Source organism: Pseudonocardia sp. (assembly GCF_050250275.1).
Classification (GTDB): domain Bacteria; phylum Actinomycetota; class Actinomycetes; order Mycobacteriales; family Pseudonocardiaceae; genus Pseudonocardia.
The window spans coordinates 130,217-147,531 of the sequence record NZ_JBFWOY010000014.1 but is presented as its reverse complement, the minus strand read 5'-3'; the positions used below and the strand labels follow the sequence as shown (position 1 = coordinate 147,531).

Annotated in this window: 17 protein-coding genes and 1 pseudogene; 6 read left to right on the top strand and 12 right to left on the bottom strand. The window is 74.1% G+C overall.

The window, feature by feature from the left end; translation table 11 throughout:
• Nucleotides 1–335 (top strand): annotated as a pseudogene (locus AB7F12_RS14875) (ATP-binding protein); the annotation flags it as partial.
• Nucleotides 336–440: 105 nt separating this feature from the next.
• On the opposite strand, the gene AB7F12_RS14870 reads toward AB7F12_RS14875, so the two are convergent.
• The 10 genes from AB7F12_RS14870 to AB7F12_RS14825 all read right to left on the bottom strand — a co-directional run bounded on the left by AB7F12_RS14870 (nt 441) and on the right by AB7F12_RS14825 (nt 10,045).
• Nucleotides 441–932, bottom strand: coding sequence for an MSMEG_0567/Sll0786 family nitrogen starvation N-acetyltransferase (locus AB7F12_RS14870; protein WP_428501614.1), 492 nt, complete (start codon nt 930–932; stop codon nt 441–443).
• The gene (locus AB7F12_RS14865; RefSeq protein WP_428501613.1) at nt 929–1,552 is read right to left on the bottom strand and encodes a hypothetical protein; all 624 of its coding nucleotides are present in this window, start codon (nt 1,550–1,552) and stop codon (nt 929–931) included. Before AB7F12_RS14865 ends, AB7F12_RS14870 begins: the two co-directional genes overlap by 4 nt.
• A 147-nt stretch (nt 1,553–1,699) precedes the next feature.
• On the bottom strand, nt 1,700–2,533 hold the full coding sequence (locus AB7F12_RS14860) for an MSMEG_0572/Sll0783 family nitrogen starvation response protein (protein WP_428501612.1): 834 nt from the start codon (nt 2,531–2,533) through the stop codon (nt 1,700–1,702).
• Between the two features lie 4 nt (nt 2,534–2,537).
• A complete protein-coding gene (locus AB7F12_RS14855) occupies nt 2,538–3,869 on the bottom strand; it encodes an FAD-dependent oxidoreductase (RefSeq protein ID WP_428501611.1) in 1,332 nt (443 codons plus the stop codon).
• Between the two features lie 190 nt (nt 3,870–4,059).
• The gene (gene argH / locus AB7F12_RS14850) at nt 4,060–5,565 is read right to left on the bottom strand and encodes an argininosuccinate lyase (RefSeq protein ID WP_428501610.1); all 1,506 of its coding nucleotides are present in this window, start codon (nt 5,563–5,565) and stop codon (nt 4,060–4,062) included.
• Nucleotides 5,562–6,545: a 1-aminocyclopropane-1-carboxylate deaminase/D-cysteine desulfhydrase gene (locus AB7F12_RS14845; protein ID WP_428501609.1), complete on the bottom strand. Its 984-nt coding sequence runs from the start codon at nt 6,543–6,545 to the stop codon at nt 5,562–5,564. The genes argH and AB7F12_RS14845 overlap by 4 nt, the downstream gene beginning before the upstream one ends.
• On the bottom strand, nt 6,542–7,897 hold the full coding sequence (locus AB7F12_RS14840; RefSeq protein WP_428501608.1) for a class-II fumarase/aspartase family protein: 1,356 nt from the start codon (nt 7,895–7,897) through the stop codon (nt 6,542–6,544). Before AB7F12_RS14840 ends, AB7F12_RS14845 begins: the two co-directional genes overlap by 4 nt.
• Complete coding sequence (locus AB7F12_RS14835; protein ID WP_428501607.1) at nt 7,882–8,877, bottom strand: DUF7714 family protein; 996 nt, start codon at nt 8,875–8,877, stop codon at nt 7,882–7,884. Before AB7F12_RS14835 ends, AB7F12_RS14840 begins: the two co-directional genes overlap by 16 nt.
• Nucleotides 8,874–9,662: a phosphosulfolactate synthase gene (locus AB7F12_RS14830; protein WP_428501606.1), complete on the bottom strand. Its 789-nt coding sequence runs from the start codon at nt 9,660–9,662 to the stop codon at nt 8,874–8,876. Before AB7F12_RS14830 ends, AB7F12_RS14835 begins: the two co-directional genes overlap by 4 nt.
• Nucleotides 9,663–9,685: 23 nt before the next feature.
• The gene (locus AB7F12_RS14825; protein ID WP_428501605.1) at nt 9,686–10,045 is read right to left on the bottom strand and encodes a hypothetical protein; all 360 of its coding nucleotides are present in this window, start codon (nt 10,043–10,045) and stop codon (nt 9,686–9,688) included.
• A gap of 95 nt (nt 10,046–10,140) precedes the next feature.
• Here AB7F12_RS14825 and AB7F12_RS14820 point away from each other — a divergent pair, with 95 nt between their 5' ends.
• Nucleotides 10,141–10,596 (top strand): OsmC family protein, encoded by a 456-nt coding sequence (locus tag AB7F12_RS14820; protein ID WP_428501604.1) that lies wholly within the window; start codon nt 10,141–10,143, stop codon nt 10,594–10,596.
• On the opposite strand, the gene larB is transcribed toward AB7F12_RS14820, so the two are convergent.
• The gene (gene larB, locus AB7F12_RS14815; protein WP_428501603.1) at nt 10,527–11,720 is read right to left on the bottom strand and encodes a nickel pincer cofactor biosynthesis protein LarB; all 1,194 of its coding nucleotides are present in this window, start codon (nt 11,718–11,720) and stop codon (nt 10,527–10,529) included. The genes AB7F12_RS14820 and larB overlap by 70 nt on opposite strands.
• Nucleotides 11,717–12,577, bottom strand: a complete 861-nt coding sequence (larE, locus tag AB7F12_RS14810) for an ATP-dependent sacrificial sulfur transferase LarE (RefSeq protein WP_428501602.1) — start codon at nt 12,575–12,577, stop codon at nt 11,717–11,719. Before larE ends, larB begins: the two co-directional genes overlap by 4 nt.
• Nucleotides 12,578–12,825: 248 nt before the next feature.
• Here larE and AB7F12_RS14805 point away from each other — a divergent pair, with 248 nt between their 5' ends.
• The 4 genes from AB7F12_RS14805 (at nt 12,826) to AB7F12_RS14790 (ending at nt 17,278) form a co-directional block, all read left to right on the top strand.
• Complete coding sequence (locus AB7F12_RS14805; protein ID WP_428501601.1) at nt 12,826–15,054, top strand: LCP family protein; 2,229 nt, start codon at nt 12,826–12,828, stop codon at nt 15,052–15,054.
• A gap of 251 nt (nt 15,055–15,305) precedes the next feature.
• Nucleotides 15,306–15,617 (top strand): integration host factor, actinobacterial type, encoded by a 312-nt coding sequence (gene mihF / locus AB7F12_RS14800; RefSeq protein ID WP_147103684.1) that lies wholly within the window; start codon nt 15,306–15,308, stop codon nt 15,615–15,617.
• A 198-nt stretch (nt 15,618–15,815) separates the two neighbouring features.
• Nucleotides 15,816–16,694, top strand: a complete 879-nt coding sequence (locus AB7F12_RS14795; RefSeq protein ID WP_428501600.1) for an alpha/beta fold hydrolase — start codon at nt 15,816–15,818, stop codon at nt 16,692–16,694.
• A 2-nt stretch (nt 16,695–16,696) separates the two neighbouring features.
• Nucleotides 16,697–17,278: an AAA family ATPase gene (locus AB7F12_RS14790; RefSeq protein ID WP_428501599.1), complete on the top strand. Its 582-nt coding sequence runs from the start codon at nt 16,697–16,699 to the stop codon at nt 17,276–17,278.
• Nucleotides 17,279–17,315 lie beyond the last annotated feature (37 nt).

Sequence of the window (17,315 nt, the reverse complement as noted above, 5' to 3'; positions counted from 1 at the left end):
TCGACCGCTCCCTGCCCTTCAAACCCCGCGCCACCATGCGCTACCTCGAGATGCGCGCCCGCTGGGAACCCGACCACGCCGACGCCCTGCTCACCGAGGCCCGCCTCTACTCCAGCCCCAAGTACGAAGCCCTCGCCCTCGCCGCGCTCGGCCGCCCCGACGACGCCGCCCGCGTCGCCGCCCGCACCAGGTCCGACCTGGTCGTCGGGCAGCTGGGCACACCCGAGCAACGCACCGTGGCATTGGCCCGCATCGCCGAGTCGCTGCCCACCGAGCTGCGGGAGTCGTTCGGGCGTTCGGGCCGCCTCGTCAGCGAGCGCCCGCGTACGTCCTGACCCGGGGCACGCCGCCCGGCGCCGGGATCGACGGCAGACCCGGACCGTGATCGGACGGGCCCGGCAGCGGGGTCCCGGCGTCGTCCGTGGTGACCGGGACCGCGGTCAGGACGCGGCGCGCGCGGCCTGCAGGTCGATGTCCATGAGCAGGTGCGGCTGCCCGACGTAGATCTCCGGGTCACCGAGGCGGCGCCAGCCCAGCCGGCGGAAGAACACCTCGTTGGGCATCTGGACGTGCGCGACCATCCGCGCCCCGCCGAGCTCGCCCGCGGTGGCCACGGCGAAGCGGACCAGCGGGGCGCCGAGACCCGACGACCGGTAGCCCGGCAGGACGGCGAGCCGGTCGCCCTGCCAGTCGCCCTCGGGGTGGCCGGGTTCGAGCGGGTAGAGCCGGACGGTGCCGGCGGCGAGCCCGCCGACGGTGCCGACGACGTGGATCGTGGCCGGGTCGTCGTCGCGGTCGTCGAGGTCGGTACCCGTGAACAGCGACTGCTCCTCGACGAAGACGGCGCGGCGGATCGCGAGCACCTGGTCGAGGTCGGCGGCGGTGAGGGCGGTGCGGCAGCCGGTGGGCGCCAGGTCGGGTGCGGCGCTCATGTGCCGACCGTGCCGACCGTGCCGGCCTCGACGGCCGCGCGCTGGCGCGCGATCTCGGCGAGCCACTCGTCGCGGTCGGTGAACGAGCCGGTGACGAGCAGGGTCCCGGTCTCGCCCGCGGTGACCTGCAGCTGGAAGGGGTCCTCGCCGGACCAGGGGTCGACGGCGATCTCGACGATCGTGCCCGTCGGCAGGTGCAGCTCGGGGCGGCGGCCGTCGGTGAGCTCCTCGGCCGTCTCGGGCCCGCTGACGACGACCCAGGCGCGGCCCTCGGCGCGGGCGGCCTCGATGGCGGCCTCGCGGCGGCGGCGCTCGGCGTCGGAGGAGATCTCGCGGTCGGCCATGCCGCAGGCCACGCCGAGCAGCAGGTCGGTGGGGATGGCGCTGCCACCGGGGAGGGCCGCGGCGATGAGCTCCTCGGGGGCGGCCTCGGCGGCGATGATGTCCTCGACGCCGGTGCAGCGTTTGCGCAGCTCGGCGACGACGGCCTGGACCTGGTTGATCGAGCGCTGGTACGAGCCGGGGTCGGCGATCAGCGTGGGGTAGAGCCTGTCCTCGGCCGCGCGCCACCGGTTGCGGGCCATCGCGACGTTGGGCGAGAACGTGCCGGCGTCCGGCATCGGGAGCTCCCGTGGTGTTGCTCGGAGGGATGACGTCGGCCCGGCGGGTCGGGTGGACCGGGGCCGACCGGAGGTCGGGAACGGGCAACGGGCGGGCCGGGTCCGAAGTGGACCCGGCCCGCCCGTCACCTGGGGGTCGAGACGATGTCAGAGGGTCCAGGTCTGCATGACCAGCGCGCCCTCGCGGCGGGCGGTCAGGGTGCAGTCCAGGATGTCCAGCGGGTGGATCGGCTGGATGCCCTCGATCAGGTCGGTCTCCCGCATGCCGTAGAGCGCGGCCATGGCGAAGCGGCAGGCAAGAACCTTGCCGCCCTCCTTCATGAACGTCTGCAGCTGGTTGTTGTAGGCGAGGTGGCCGGGGAAGGCCTCCGAGCCGACGGTCGGGAAACCACGGGTGGCGGAGCCCATGAGCACGCCGGGGCCGTAGAGAACGAGGCTGGTGTCGAAGCCCTTACGGTTGATGCGGGTACAGGTCAGCATGTTGACCAGACCCACCGAGCCCTCGAAGGGCACGGTGTGCATGAAGATGTAGGCCTTCTCGCCGGCCTCGGCCTGGATGTCGTCGAACAGCTTCTGGTCGTAGTCGACGATCGCGTCGCCGGCCTGGGCGCGGGTACCGACAATCTGAGCCACGGTGCTCTCCTTCTTCTCGGGACGGTGTGAGTTCGGGTTCCGGACGCTGACGGTGGGAGTCACGAACTCGAACTGGTCGAGGGCCGACGACGCACCCTGCGGTGTCGTCGGGGTGGCCCACGTCTTGCGGTGGCTGCCCGGCATCGACTTCATGATCGTCGACCTCAGGGACCACGGCAGTACTGCATAGATCGGGGCGAAGATCTTCATCCAGAAGAAGTCCTTCGCGCCCTTGGGGGAGCGGGGGGCGACCGTGCCGTGACGCTCGGCCATCTGCTTCTGCGAGTCGACGAGCAGATAGTGCTCCGCGTTGTGGCGCAGCCACCCGAAGAAACCACCCGAAGCCATCAGGTCAGCCCTTCTGAGCGTTCGCGACACCGTTGGTGGCGGCGACGACGATCGGCTCGTTGAGGGCCCCGATCGCCGGCGAGTAGACGTTCTCCATGGTGGAGAGGTCCGTGAGGGTCAGCCCGGTCTTGACGGCCTGGGCCAGGAAGTTCGCACGCTCCTTGATGCCCTCGCCGCCACCGAGCAGCTGGGCACCGATGAGGCGCAAGGTGCCGGTCTCCGCGAGGAGCTTCACCTTGACCATGTTCACGCCGGGGTAGTACCGGGCGCGAGAGATGCCCTGGGCCTCGCCCTTGACGTAGGCGATGCCCGCGGCGGCAGCGGACGTCTCGTTGAACGCGGTGCCACCGACGACCGACGAGCCGGCCTGGGTGCTCCACGGGATCCGGACCGCCTTGTAGACGCGGTCGCCGCCTGCGGCGTTGGTGCCGGCGGCGCGGCCCTCGGCGAAGGCGTGCGAGGTCGTGAGGCCCAGCAGCGGGGTGGCCCCGCCGCCGTGCGCGACCTCGGCCACGTCGCCCGCGGCCCAGACGTCGGCGGCGGAGGTCTTCATGTGGTCGTCGACGACGAGGCCGCCGCCGGGGCCCACGGTGATGCCGGCGGCCGCTGCGACCGCCGTGTCGGCGGCGCGGTTGGTGGCGACGACGACCAGGTCGGCGACGATCTCGCCCTCGGAGGTGCGGACGGCGCGGACGGCGCCCTCACCGACGAACTCCTCGACGGAGGTGTTGAGGTGCAGCTGCACGCCGAGCTCGGTCCAGCCGTCCTGGACGATCGCGGCGAAGTCGGGGTCGAGCAGGGTGGGGAGCACCTGCCCGGCGGCCTCGACGAGGTGGGTCTCGACGCCGCGCTTGGCCAGCGCCGTGACGATCTCGAGGCCGACGCCGCCGGCGTTCACGACGACCGCGCTCTTGGTGCCGGCGATGACCTCGTTCCACTCGGCGACACTGCGGCCGCCGTTGACGTGGAAGACGCCGGTGAGGTCGCTGCCGGGGACGGCGTCGCCCGCGCCGGAGCCGGCGGCGATCACGAGGCTGTCGTAGGCGACCGTGCCGCCACCGACGGTGATCGTCTTGGCGGCGGTGTCGATCGCCGTGACCTCGGCACCGAAGGTCACGGAGACCCCGGCGTCGGTGTAGGCCTGCCGGTCGGCGACCAGCAGCTTCTCGAAGTCCTCGACGTCGGCGGGGTCGGCCGGGGTGCCGGCGGAGCCGTAGACCGAGTCGGCGGCCTGGGTGTAGACGACGACGTCAGCGGACGGGTCCGCGGTCTTCGCGCCGGTAGCGGCGCCGAGACCGGCCGCTCCTCCACCGATGATGACTGTCTTGCGCGGCACTCGGACCTCTTTCACCGTGTTGTCGAATGTCTTCCGAAATCGCCGGGTGGCATTCACTATCGGAGACGAAAAGCACCATACTCAACGGGTGCGTGATGTCAATCACCGGGTAGTGGAGCGCCTACCTGCAACGACGCGCTCCCCCGACACTCGCTCACACACCGTGACAACGATCCTCCCCGGGACGACCTCATCCGACGACCGCGCGGGCCGTGGCGAGCAGCTGCTCCTCGGACCGGTCGAAACCGGCCGTACGCGCGGTCGCGTCCCGAGCGAGCTCGTCCAGGTCGACGCGCAGCCGCGACACCATGTCGCCCACCGCGTCGGGGGCCGCACCGCCCTCGGCACGCCGTGAGGCCACGATACTGACCGGGTCGAGCACCCCGGACAGGTCCTCCCCCGTCAGCCCCCAGCTCCGGCCGGTGTGCGCCACGGCCGCCTCGTCGATCATCGCGCCGGTGATCTGACCGCCCGGGATCCCGGCCCGGCTGGCCGCCCGGACCGTGTTGCCGACGACGACGTACGCCGTCCGGTAGTCGACGCCCAGTCGCTGCACCAGGTGCTCGGCCAGGTCGGTGGCCTGCGTGTAGCCGCGGTCGAGCTCCTCGCGCATCCGCACCGGGTTGACCTTCAACGTGCGGACGACACCGCTGGTCAGGCGCGTGATGCGCAGGCTCAGGTCGAGCGCGCGCGGCACCTCGCCGTAGGCGAAGATCAGGTTGTCGCTGCGCGCCGACGGGCTCTTCGTGACCGCGAGGAAACCGGTCAACCGTCCGATGAGGACACCGTTGGCGCCACGGATGATCGACAGCGCGTACGGGTTGCGCTTCTGCGGCATCAGGATGCTCGACCGGGTGTACGCGTCGGCCAGGTCGACGAAGTCGAACTCGCTGGAGGAGAAGATCTCCAGGTCCTCGGCCAGCTTGGAGAAGTTCGACAGCAGGCTCGCGGCCGTCGCGAGGATGTGCACCAGGCCGTCGACCTGCCACATCGCGTCACGGGTGTGCGGGATGACCCCGCGGAACCCGAGCGCCTCCGCGACAGGGCCGCGGTCGTCGAGCAACCGGGTTCCGTTGACGCAGCCCGCGCCACCCGGTGACGAGTCGACCCAGTCGAGCTCGTCGAGCAGCCGCCGCGCGTCCCGCACGGCCGGGTAGACGAACGACAACAGGTAGTGACCGAACGTCGACGGCTGCGCCTGCTGGAGGTAGGTCTGGTCGGGCAGGTACGTCGACGCGTGGTTCTCCGCCGTCGTGACCGCATCGCGGGCGAACTCCACCGACTCCTCGACCAGCTCGGTCAGCTGGCGGCGCAGGTGCAGCCGCAGCGCCACCCGCGCCGCCTCCCGGCGCGGCCGGCCGGCGTGCAGCCAGCCCGCGACGTCACCGATGCGGGACACGAAGTAGTGCTCGCGCGAGTTGTAGGGCTCGCCGTGCGACGGGTCGTACGGGAAGTCGCCGGCCTCGACGTCGGTGACCTCCAGCAGCAGCGCGAGCAGCTCACGGGCCGCCGCCTCCGGGACGATGTCACGACGGCGCAGGTCCAGCACGTGCGCGATGTCGGCGAGGTTCAGCCCGCGGTGCAGGAAGCTCGCGTCCGCGTTCTCCAGGGCGAACCCCGACTCGATCAGCTCGGGGGCGGGACCGGTCTGCGGGAAGCCGAGAGCGCGTCCCGCAGGCCGGGTCGGGGTGGTCATGCTGGTCCCTTCAGGATGGAGCCGAACGCGGGCAGCAGCCCGCCGGTGTGCCACCACAGGACCGGGCCCGCCGGGCGGTCGACCAGGTCGACCACCGCGGAGAGGGCCTCGGCCCCGTACGTCTCGTCGAGCAACAGGCCCTCGGCCCACAGCGCCTCACGGGCGTGCATGCGCTCGCGGTCGGTCGCGGAGCCGAACCCGGGGCCCCGGGCGTCGACCATCGTGAGCTGCGCCGGGTCGGGCGCGGCCGTGCCCAGCAGCGCGGCGCAACCGGCGGCGAGGTCGTCGACCTTGGCGCGGATCTCCTCGAGCGGGCGGCTCACCGACACCCCCAGCACCGGGACGTCCAGACCCACGGCGGCGAGCCCGGCCAACAGCCCGGCGACGCTGCCACCGGACCCGACGGGCAGCGCGATCAGCCCGGGACGCACGTCGAGGGTGTCGAGCTGGGCGGCGACCTCGGCGGCACCGGCGGCGAACCCGACCGCGCCCAGGGCCGTCGACCCGCCACGCGGGACGCCGTAGGCGCTGTCGCCGAGCTGCCGCACCCGCGTCGCGATCTGCTCGTCGACCTGCTCGCGGACCGTCCCGCCCGTCGGCACCAGGGTGGCGCCCGCGGCCGTGGCCAGCGCCAGGTTGGCCGAGCGCGGGTCGCCCCAGACGTGCAGCTCGCAGGCCAGGCCGGCGGCGCGGGCGGCCATCGCCGCGGCCGCGCAGAAGTTCGATCCCGGACCGCCACCGGTGACGAACACCCGCGCGCCCTGCGCGACCGCCGCGCCGATCAGGAACTCCAGCGGCCGGGTCTTGTTGCCGGCGACGCCGAAGCCCAGGAGGTCGTCGCGTTTGACCAGCGTCGGACCCAGGCCCAGCGCCGCCTCCAGCCGCGGCGCGCGCACGAGCGGCGTGGGCCCGACGGCGAGCGGGAACCTCGCGAGCCCGGCCCACGGCGGGGCCGACACGTCCCGGACCGCTCCGGTCACACCCACTCCTCGGGCTCCGCGGCGCGGGCCGCGGCGGCCCGCTCCAGCACGGCGTCGACCATGCGGGCGGCGGCGTCGACGGCGGGGCCGTGGCCCCACGCGTGCACCTGCTCCGCGGTGGCCAGACCGCGCGCGACGAGGCCCTCGGACAGGCCGGTCCCCTCCTCGCGCAGCACCTCGTGCAACACCTGCTGCGCCCGGTGCTTGCCGATCTCGGCCGACAGCCCGGCCAGGACGCGCTCGGACTCGAGCCCGCCGCCGTAGCGGGCGACGTTGGCGGCCATGGCGCCGGTGTGCACCTCGAGCCCGTCGAGCAGCCCGCGGCCGAGCCGCAGGGCCGTCGCGGTGAGCTGGCAGACCTCCGGCAGGGCGATCCACTCCGCCTTCCACGACCGTCCGTCGCGCTCGTGGCCCCCGACCATGCCCTCGACGAGCACCGCCGACGACGACCGCGCCAGCCGGGCGAGGGTGTCGAGGTGCTCCGAGCCCTCGGGGTTGCGCTTGTGCGGCATGGTGATCGAGCTGACCGCACCCGACGGCGCGGCCTCGGCGAGCTCCCCGATCTCGGGGCGGGCCAGCTCGTAGACCTCGGTCCCGATGCGCGAGAGCGTCCCGCAGACCATGGCGAGCACGGTGCCGAACTCGGCGACCCGGTCGCGCGCGGTGAGCCACGAGATGCCCGGGTCGCCCAGGCCCAGCTCGGCGCAGAACCGCGCGCGCAGCTCCGGCCCGTCGGCACCGAAGAAGGCGAGCGCGCCGACCGCTCCCCCGAGCTGGCCGACGACCCACCGCGGCCGGCCCTCTCGCAGCCGGTCGAGGTGGCGGCGCACCTCGTCGGCCCACGAGGCGACCTTGAACCCGAACGTGATCGGGGCGCCCGGCTGGCCGTGCGTGCGACCCGCCATGACGTCGTCGCGGTGCCGGCGCGCCAGCTCCAGCAGGGACGCCTCGACCGCGCGCAGGTCGCGCCACACGATCGCGCCGACGTCGCGCATGACCAGCCCGAACCAGGTGTCGGACACGTCCTGCACCGTCGCGCCCATGTAGACGTGCTCGCGGGCGTCCTCGGGCAGCACCCGCAGCAGCCCGCGGATCAGGCCCAGCGTGGAGTGCGACGTGGCCCGGGTCTGCTCGGCGACGAAGTCGAGGTCGAGCGACTCCACCTTCGCGGCGGCCGTGATCGCGCGCGCCGACCCCTCGGGCACGATCCCCAGCGACGCCTGTGCCCGCGCGAGGGCGCCCAGCTCGTCGAGCCACGTCTGCAGCATGGCCTTCTCGTCGAAGATCGCCGCCGTCTCCTGCGTCCCCCACAGGTGCGCGTAGAGGGTGGACGAGCTCAGACGGGTGCCCACGGTGGATCCTCCTGTGCGGCGAGCAGGGCGAGTGCCTCTCGGATGTGTTCCAGCGACGCGCCCCACGGCACGCTCACCCAGCCCGGGCCGGACTCGACGTGCTCCTCCTGCAGACAGCACTTGGTGAGCACCATGCCGTCGGTGGGCGGGTTCGCCTCGAGCGTGCGCTTGGGGCAGAAGTCGACCCGGGGCGGGTCCTCACCGTAGAACCAGTGGTGGATCTGGCGGGACCGCTCGCACCCGAGCAGCGTCCAGTCGGCCTTCTCGGGGTGCTCGTCGAGGTAGGACACCGTCGCTCCGGGCACCTCGCCCCCGGATCCCCTGCACGGCAACAGATAATGGGCGTCGGGCAGCCGGGTCGCGAGGTCGGCCAGGTCGGTCAGCTCGCCGACCAGCTCCATCGGCGGCAGGTTCTCGGTGACCGCGAGGATCCGCCGCGCCTGGTCGAGCAGCTTGGCCGGCTCCGGCGGGACGACCTCCCGGACACCGACGTGGAGCATCCGCGGTTCGAGCACGAAGCTGATGTGCGCGTAGCGGCCCTGGATCACCGCGACCCGGGCACCGGGCGCCTTCTCCCTGGCACACCGCACCAGATCCGAGGGGATCCCGGTGTCGACGGACTCGTCGACGACGAACGTGCACTCGTCGGGACGCGCCAGCATCGTGACCGCCGTGACCGGGGAGAACAGCTCGCCCTGCGTGTCGTGCTCGACGTGGAGCAGCGCGACCTGCGCGAAGTCGCCGTGCTTGCGGGCGACGACGAACCTGGTGCGGCGGTAGGCGTCCCGGCCGATCAGGTAGTCGCGCAGCGCCTGCTCGGTGAGCGGCACGTCGTCGGGGATCGGGGTGACCGACACCCCGCGGTAGCGGTTCGGGATCAGGTTGGGCCCGGCGAACCCCGGCGTGGGAGCCGTGGGGGCGGGCGTGTCGTGCTGGGCCGTGCCGGACAGCGGGACCCTCCGGGTGTCGGCCGCCGTCACGCGGTGTCCGATCCGGCCTCGTCCCGGCGGACGACGGCAGCGGTGTCCGAGCGCAGCCCCAGCCGCAGCGTCTCCGCGGACAGGACGTCGCCCAGGGCCACGTTACCCAGGTTCACCTCCGCGCCGAAGCGGCGCACGAACCACGCCTGCTGCGACGCCTTGGGCGCCTCGAACACGATGCGCTCCACCCCGACCGCGGCGGCGACGGCCTCGACGACGTCGGCCCTGACCCGGCCCGCGGCGTCGAACGTGCCGACCGTGCCGCTCTGGCGCCCCTCGGTGACCACGAGGGCGGCGCCGGCGTCGAGATCGGACGCGGCCTCCCGCGGCCAGGTGCGCGCGGCCAGCACCTCCCCGGGCGCCTTGTCGCCGACCTCGGCGAGGACCGTGAAGTCGCGCGTCGCGCGGCGGACGAGCGCCGCCTTCTCGCGCAGGCTCATGTCGACGGTGCCGCGGGAGACCTCCACGCGGGTGAACCCCGTGTCCCGGGCCCAGGCCAGGCACTCCTCGGCCTTGTCCTGTGCCCAGGCGATCTCGAGCAGCGTGCCACCCAGGCAGACCGCGACGTCGTGCTCGACCAGCAGCGCGATCTTCTCCGCGAGGGTGGAGTCGACGTAGGCGGTGCCCCAGCCGACCTTCCAGATGTCGATGTGGGCCGACGCGGACGCCAGCAGGTCGCGGGTCGCGAGGACGCCGGCGCCCGGATCGATGACGTGCGTCAGCCCGACCGCCCTCGGCTTGACCGAGCGGGGCGGGAGATCGAGGAAGTTCGGTGGTGTGAACACCTTCGGGGTACCGCGTTCCGTTGTCAGTTGCGGACGAGCTCGATCACCGTCGCGAGGCTCGACGCCACATCGGCGGCGGCGCCCTGGCCCGCGATGCGCCGGCCGACGATGTCGACGGCGAGGCTGAACGCCCGCTCGGCACGGTCCGGGAACACCCACTGGTGGGTGGCGGCGAAGTCGAGCCACTCGGCGGGGCCGACGACGGCCTCGTCGGTGTAGTCGAGCTCGTGCCACGTCACCGCGAGCTCGAGGAGGGCGAGCATGGCCCCCGGGTCGGTGTCGACGGCGAGGAGCACCTCGTGGTGATCGGGGTAACGTGCGGCGGCCGGGCACTCACCCCGGCACGTCATCACCTGGACGGGCGCGTGAGCGACGGTTGTCATCGACAGCTCCCCTTGTTCGTTTCCGGCGTGTGACGACGGCCACCATGCACCATGCCGGTTGCACCGGTGTTGCAGCAGTTCCGAGGAGGTAGGACGTGGGAGTCACCGAGCGTACCGTCCACGCCAGATGGGCAGGTGGGCTGCGGTCCGTGGTCGACGCGGGCGGCTTCGAGGTCGTGTCCGACGAGCCCGCGTCCGTGCCCGGCGGGACCGACACCGGGCCACAGCCGACCGAGCTCTTCCTGGCGTCGGTCGCGTCGTGTTTCACCACCGCGATGGCCTACAGCGCGAGCAAGCGCAACATCGCCCTGTCGGGGCTGCGCGTCGACGTGACGGGCCACTACGCCGGCCCGAGTTTCGACGCGCTGCGCATCGACGTGCACGCCGACGCGCCCGAGGGCGCCGAGCTCGACAAACTCGTCGAGGCCGCGAAGCGGGTCTGCTACGTCACCCGCACCCTGGCCGCGCCGCCGGAGATGACCTACGTGGTCAACCCGCCGGAGGCCCCCTCCGGAGCCGAGGCCGGCAGGTCCGGGTCCGCCGCCGGCTGAGCCGACGCGAGGGCGCGCGCCGCCACGGCGCGCAGCGGCAGCCCCAGCGCCGTGGCCGCCGCCGCCACGTCGTCGTGCTCGGGTTTGAGACCCCACGGCCCCCGCTTCACCCGCACCGGATGCCCGCCGACGTCGACGACCGACGTCGAGCGCGGCAGCGCGACCCGCTCGACGAGCGTCCGCCGCAGCCCGAGGGTGCCGGTCTCGGCGAACACGATCCGCTCGCACTCCCCCGCCACCGCGCGTGCGGCCAGGACGTGCACGGTGTGCGCGGGCCGGGACTTCTTCATCACGACGGGCGCCACCCACGCGTCGGCCGCGCCCGCCGCGAGCAGCCGCTCGACCAGGTGCCCGAGCACCTCACCGGTCACGTCGTCCACATTGGTCTCGAGATGGACGAGGCGCTCGACGTCGCCGGGCTCGTCGACGGTGCCCTTGCGCCGCAACGGGGCCCGGTCGCGGGACACCGCGATCCGGAACGCCGCCATCGCCGCCGAGAACCCGGAGTCGATGTTGACGACCGTCATCCCGGCCGCGCACGACGACATCATGGCCAGCAGTGCCGTCACCCCCTGCATCGTCGCGCCGTAGCCGACCGACGTCGGCACCGCGATCACCGGCGCCCCCACCAGGCCGCCGACGACGCTCGGCAGCGCACCCTCCATGCCCGCGACGCAGACGACGGCGTCGGCGGCGGCGATGTCGTCGCTGACGGCGAGCAGCCGGTGCAGGCCCGCGACGCCGACGTCGGCGATGCGGCGCACCGTGAGCCCCACCGCCGCGGCCACCGCCGCGGCCTCGGCGGCGACCGGACCGTCGGACGTCCCGGCCGACACGACCGCGACCACGAACCCGCGCGGGGCGGCGGGGCGCCACACCAGGAGCCGGCCGTCGGCCACGTACGTGCCGCCGTCGCCGACCTGTGCCAGAACGGCGGCGGCCACGTCCGGCCCGACCCGGGTGACCAGCACCGGACCCTCGTTGGCGGCGAGCAGGCTGGCGACGACGGCCGCGATCTCCGCGACCGTCTTGCCCGGCCCGAACACCACCTCGGGCAGGCCCTGGCGCGCCTCCCGGTCCGTATCGGGACGGGAGTGGCCCAGATCGTCGAAACCGCTGGTCACGAGGTCGACGACGCGGTGGGGAAGCCCAGCAGCACGTTCATCCGGCCGCTGCGGAACGGCTGCAGGTCGAGCGCGCAGAACGCGAACCCGGCGCGGCGCACGGCCGCGTCGATCTCCGCCCCCACCGCCGACACCCGCTCGTGGTCGCCGGCCGGGACCTCCAGGCGCGCCACGGTCCCGTCGGCGTGGGCGCGGACCCGGCACGTCGGGAAACCCAGGTCGCGCAACGCCTCCTCCGCCGCCTCGATCCGGGCGAGGACCTCCGCGGTCACCGGGTCCCCGTAGGCGACCCGCGACGACAGGCACGCCGCGGCCGGCTTGTCGGCCGTCTCCAGCCCCAGCAGCGCGCTCACGTCGCGGACGTCGGACTTGGTCAGCCCGGCGTCCACGAGCGGCGCGATCGCGCCGCGCAACGCCGCCGCGCGCTGGCCCGGACGGTGGTCGCCCAGGTCGTCGACGTTGGTCCCCAGCGCGATCGCCGCACCCGCCAGCCCCGCCAGCGGGACGAGCGCGTCGAGCAGCGCGGACTTGCAGTGGAAACAGCGCTCGCCGGAGTTGGCGACGTACTCGGGGCGGTCCAGCTCGTCGGTGGCCACCTCGACGTGGGTGATGGCGTGCGCGCGGGCGAACTCGCGGGCGGCGCGCCGCTCACGGGCGGGCAGGCTCGCCGACACCGCCGTGACCGCGACCGCCCCGGCACCGAGCTCGGCCGCGGCGACGGCGGCGACGAGCGCGGAGTCGGCCCCGCCGGAGTACGCGACGAGCACCTTCCGCTCGACGCGCAGCCGCGCGCGGAGGGCCTCCAGCCGGGCCGTGGCACCGCCCCGCTCACCGCCCGCGGATGACACCTCGGACATGGTCACACCTCCGGTCCGCCACTGTAGTTCCCGGCGATCACCCTGGACCGTCCGCGCAGGCCGGGGCGACACACCCCCGTCGCGCAGAGTGGTCGCTGTCACTGCAAGTAGGCTCCGCTGGCCTGAGGTGCCGGACGCCGGTCGTACCCCTCATCCCGGCGACCCCGCCGGGTGTGGGCGACCCGCGGGTAACCTCCAGTCGAGAGGGGGGTGACCTGCGGTTGGACGATCTGGACCCGCGTTATCGCATGCACCTTCCGGACGAACCTCGTGCCCGTCCCGCCCCGTCGCCGTGGCCCCGTCGCGCCGAGCGCGACCAGGCGCGCCGGAGTGAGCTGTGGGCCCGTTCCGACGGTCCCCGCACCCCCGGTTCCGGTGACGCTGCGCAACCGGCGGCGCCGGGTTTCCGGCACCCGGGTCCGGCCCGTCCCGACGGCCCCGGCCGGCCCCCGCGCCCGCCCGCCGACGGCCCCCGCCCCGCCGACGCACCCCGCACCTCCGACGGCCCCCGTCCCGCCGACGCGCCCCGCCCCGCCGACGCGCCCCGCCCCGCCGACGCGCCCCGCCCCGCCGACGTGCCCCGCCCCGCCGGTGGCCGTGAACGCCCGCCCGAGCGCCGCCCCGACCCGTCGATGCGCCCCGCTGCCGACGGACCGCCCGGAGCCGACGGTCGCCGGCCGGTCGGCGCCTCGCAGCGCCGCGGTCGTCGCCCCGGCCCGCAGCGCCCTCCCGGCCCCGACGCGCAGCCGACCGTCGCGATGCCCCGCGCCGCCCCCGCCCGCCCGGTCGAGCAGACCGCGGTGACCGAGGAGATCGTGCGGCCCCCCGAGGCCACGGGCGCCGCGGCGACGGCCGTGACCGCCACGACCCCCGTCGACGCCGTCGGGGACCACACGACCGCGCGTCCGACGCGCGTCGCCGGGGCCGGGTCGCCGACCCGCCCAGCGGCCCCCGACGGACACGGCGACGAGACCCGCCCCGGCGGCTCCACGCCCCGTCGCCGCAGCCTCGCCGCGGCCCTCGGCATCACCGCGGCCTCGACGATCGCCCCCGGATCGGGCCACCTCGTCCTCGGCAGGCGGCGCACCGGCCTGCCGATCCTGATCACCTACGTGCTCGCCATCGTCGCGCTCGTCCTGCTGGCGTTCCTCGGCCGGTCCGCGCTCATCGAGTCGGCCCTGTCCGCGCACGTCCTGGCGGCCGTCGCGGTCGTCGTGCTGGCCGCGGCGCTGGGCTGGATCGTCGTCATCGTGCGGACGTGGGCCCTGGCCCGCCCACCCGGCCTGCCGACGGGGCACAAGGTCCTCGGCACGCTCGTCGTGATCGTGTTGTGCCTGGTGGTCGCGGCCCCGTTCGGGTTCGCCGCCAACCTCGCGAACTCGCAGCGCAACCTGCTCAACGAGCTGTTCAAGGGCGGCGGGACCAGCGCCGCGGAGGCGTTCAACAAGCCGCGGATCAACGTTCTGATGATCGGCAGCGACGCCGGGCCCGACCGCACCGGTACCCGCACCGACACGATGATGGTCGCGAGCATCGACACGCGGACGGCCCGGACGATCCTGTTCGGCCTGCCCCGCAACATCCAGCGCGCCCAGTTCCCGCCCGGCTCGCCGATGGCCGAGAAGTTCCCGACCGGGTTCCGCGACCCGCGCGAGCCCCTGTCGGGCAACTTCCTGCTCAACGCCGTCTACGCCTACGCCCACGAGACCCCGGGCGTCGCGCCGCCTGGCCCCACCGACGACCCCGGCATCAACCTGCTGATGCAGTCGGTCACCTACATGCTCGGGCTGCCGTTGGACTACTTCCTCGAGGTCGACATGGAGGGCTTCTCGGCACTGATCGACGCCCTGGGCGGCGTCACCCTCGACGTCGGGCCCGTCCCGCTGCCCATCGGCGGCGTGCTGCCCAACGGCGCCCACGTGCGTCCCGACGGCTACATCCCGCCCGGTGTCCAGCAGCTCAGCGGCGAGCAGGCGCTGTGGTTCGCGCGGTCGCGGCGCGACTCGAGCGACTACGACCGGATGGGCCGGCAGCGCTGCCTGATCCAGGCGGTGCTCGACCAGAAGAGCCCTGCGTCGCTGCTGTCGAACTTCCAGTCCGTGGCCCGGGTGGCCACGGAGAACATCCACACGAACATGCCCCAGGACCTGCTGCCGCCGCTGGTGGAGCTGCTCACCGACAACGGTGTGGACCTCAGCAGCGTCACGTTCGACCCGTCGCTGCCGGACCCGAGCGAACGGGACGGCCGGTTCAACCCGGGCGATCCGGACGTGCGCTTCATGCAGCAGGTCGTGAGGTCGTCGATCGAGGGCCGGCCGCTGCCGACGCCCAGCACGACCGCCTCCCGCAGCCGCGCCGGCTCCGACTCCGCGACGCCGACGACCCCGCCGCCCACCTCGCCCGTGTCCCTGGCGTCGTCCTGTTCGGCGAGCGACAGCCCGGTGCCGTCCGGCGCGGCGGCCACCACAACGCGCTGACCTGGGGCTGCGGCCTCGCTCCTCGCGAACGGACGCGCAGCGTGCCGCCGGGCCCGCGCCACCCGCGATTACCGGCCCGATCGGGTGCCCGACACGGCCTCCGGAGGCCCGCTGGGCGCATCCGGAGGCCCGCGCATCGCTCCTGAGCAGGGGGTTCTCGGAGAGCCGTTCCCGGCTTCTGCCACTCTGTGCGGCGTAGATGGGCCCGTTCGACCAGGCCGGGCGCTCCACCGAGAAGAGGAGTTCGACACATGGCACTGCCCACGCTGACTCCCGAACAGCGCGCCGAGGCGCTGAAGAAGGCCGCCGCCGCGCGTACGGCCCGCAAGGAGCTGCGCGACGCGATCGCCCGGGGCGACGAGACGATCCCCGCTGTCCTCGACCGCGCGAAGTCGGACGCGATCGTCGGCAAGACCAAGGTCGCGGACCTGCTCAAGAGCCTCCCGGGCTACGGCCCCGCGAAGGTCACCGCACTGCTGGAGAAGACCGGCATCGACGCCTCCCGCCGCGCCGCGGGCCTCGGCGACCGCCAGCGCCAGGCCCTGCTCGACGCGCTCAAGTGACCGAGCGCCGGCGAGCGAATCGCCGGCACAGCGCCTGCTCGAAGCGCCGGCCGAGGGTCGGCGGGGGCGGGCGATGAGCTCCGGCCCGGCACGGCAGCCACGACCGCCGCGCCGGGCCGCTCGCACGGCCACCGTCCCGGACCCCGCGACGGGGTCCCCGCGCGCGGCCGCGTGGACCGACGTTGGCAGGCTTGCCCCGTGGACGCCCCAGCCGACCCGTTCGTCGAGGACCGCTTCGTCGAGGTGGAACCCGACGTGCACCTGTGGTCGCAATGGCTCGACGGGCCTGCCGACGCCGACCCGATCCTGCTCGTGATGGGCGCGAACGCCTCCGGCATCGTCTGGCCCGAGGAGCTGCTCGCCCGCCTGACGACCCGGCACCCGGTGATCCGCTACGACCACCGCGACACCGGCCGGTCCAGCTGGGCCTTCGACGAGTCCCCCTACGCCGTCGCCGACCTCGCGGCCGATGCGGTCGCCGTCCTGGACGCCTGGGACGTCGACAGGGCGCACGTCGTCGGGATGTCGATGGGCGGGACGCTGGTGCAGCTCCTGCTGCTCGACCACCCCGACCGGCTCCTGTCCGCCGCGCTGTTCTGCACGGCCGCGCTGAGCGCCTGGGAGGTGCCGGACATGCCGGGGCCCGGGACGGCGCTGCTGCGGATGTGGGGCGAGTTCGACGACCCCCGCGACGAGGCCGGCGAGCTGGCGTGGCGCGTCGAGCACTGGCGGCTGCTCAACGGCACCGGGCTCCCCTTCGACGCCGCCGAGTTCCGCGACCTCGAACGGCGGGTCATCGCCCACACCGGGCGCCCCGAGAGCCCCAGCGCGCACGCCAGGGCCGACCAGGACGGCCTGGACCGCGGCCCGGAGCTGGCCGGGGTGACGGTGCCGGTGCTGGTCGTCGAGACGCCCGCGGACCCGGTGAACCCGCCGCCGCACGGTGAGCACCTGGCGGCCGCGATCGGGGGCGCCACGCTCGTCACGATTCCCGGGATGGGGCACGCGCTGCCGACGTGCGTCGTGCCGGCGCTGGCCGAGGTGCTGCTGGCGCACACGGGCGCCGTCGCACCCTGACGGTGCGTGCGTTGCTGCGCTGGGACGAGCCGCTGCCCGGCCGGCCGGCGCGGGTCGTCGTCGCCGGCACGTCCGGTTCCGGGAAGACGACGCTGGCGGCCCGGATCGGGCGCCGGCTCGGGGTCGAGCACGTCGAGATCGACGCGCTGTTCCACGGGCCGGGCTGGACCCGGCGACCGACGTTCCTGGCCGACGTGGAGGGGTTCACCGCCCGCCCGGGGTGGGTCACGGAGTGGCAGTACTCCTCGGCCCGGGACCTGCTGGCCGACCGCTGCGACCTGATGGTGTGGCTGGACCCACCGCACGCGACGGTGCTGCGGCAGGTCACCGCACGCACGCTGCGGCGCCGGCTGCAGCGCGAGGTGCTGTGGAACGGCAACCTGGAGCCGCCGCTGCGGACGTTCCTGACCGACCGCGACCACATCGTGCGGTGGGCGTGGCGCACCCGGTACGCGACGGCCGAGCGGCTCGCCACGCTGCGGGTGCGCCGTCCCGATCTGCCGGTGGTGCGGCTGCGCTCGCGGAGGGAGGCCGACAGCTGGGTGGCGGGCCCGCTCACCCGGACGGGGGACGGCGGGCCCTGATCCTGCGGTTCCTGTCGGACCCCGCCGCTAGCGTCGA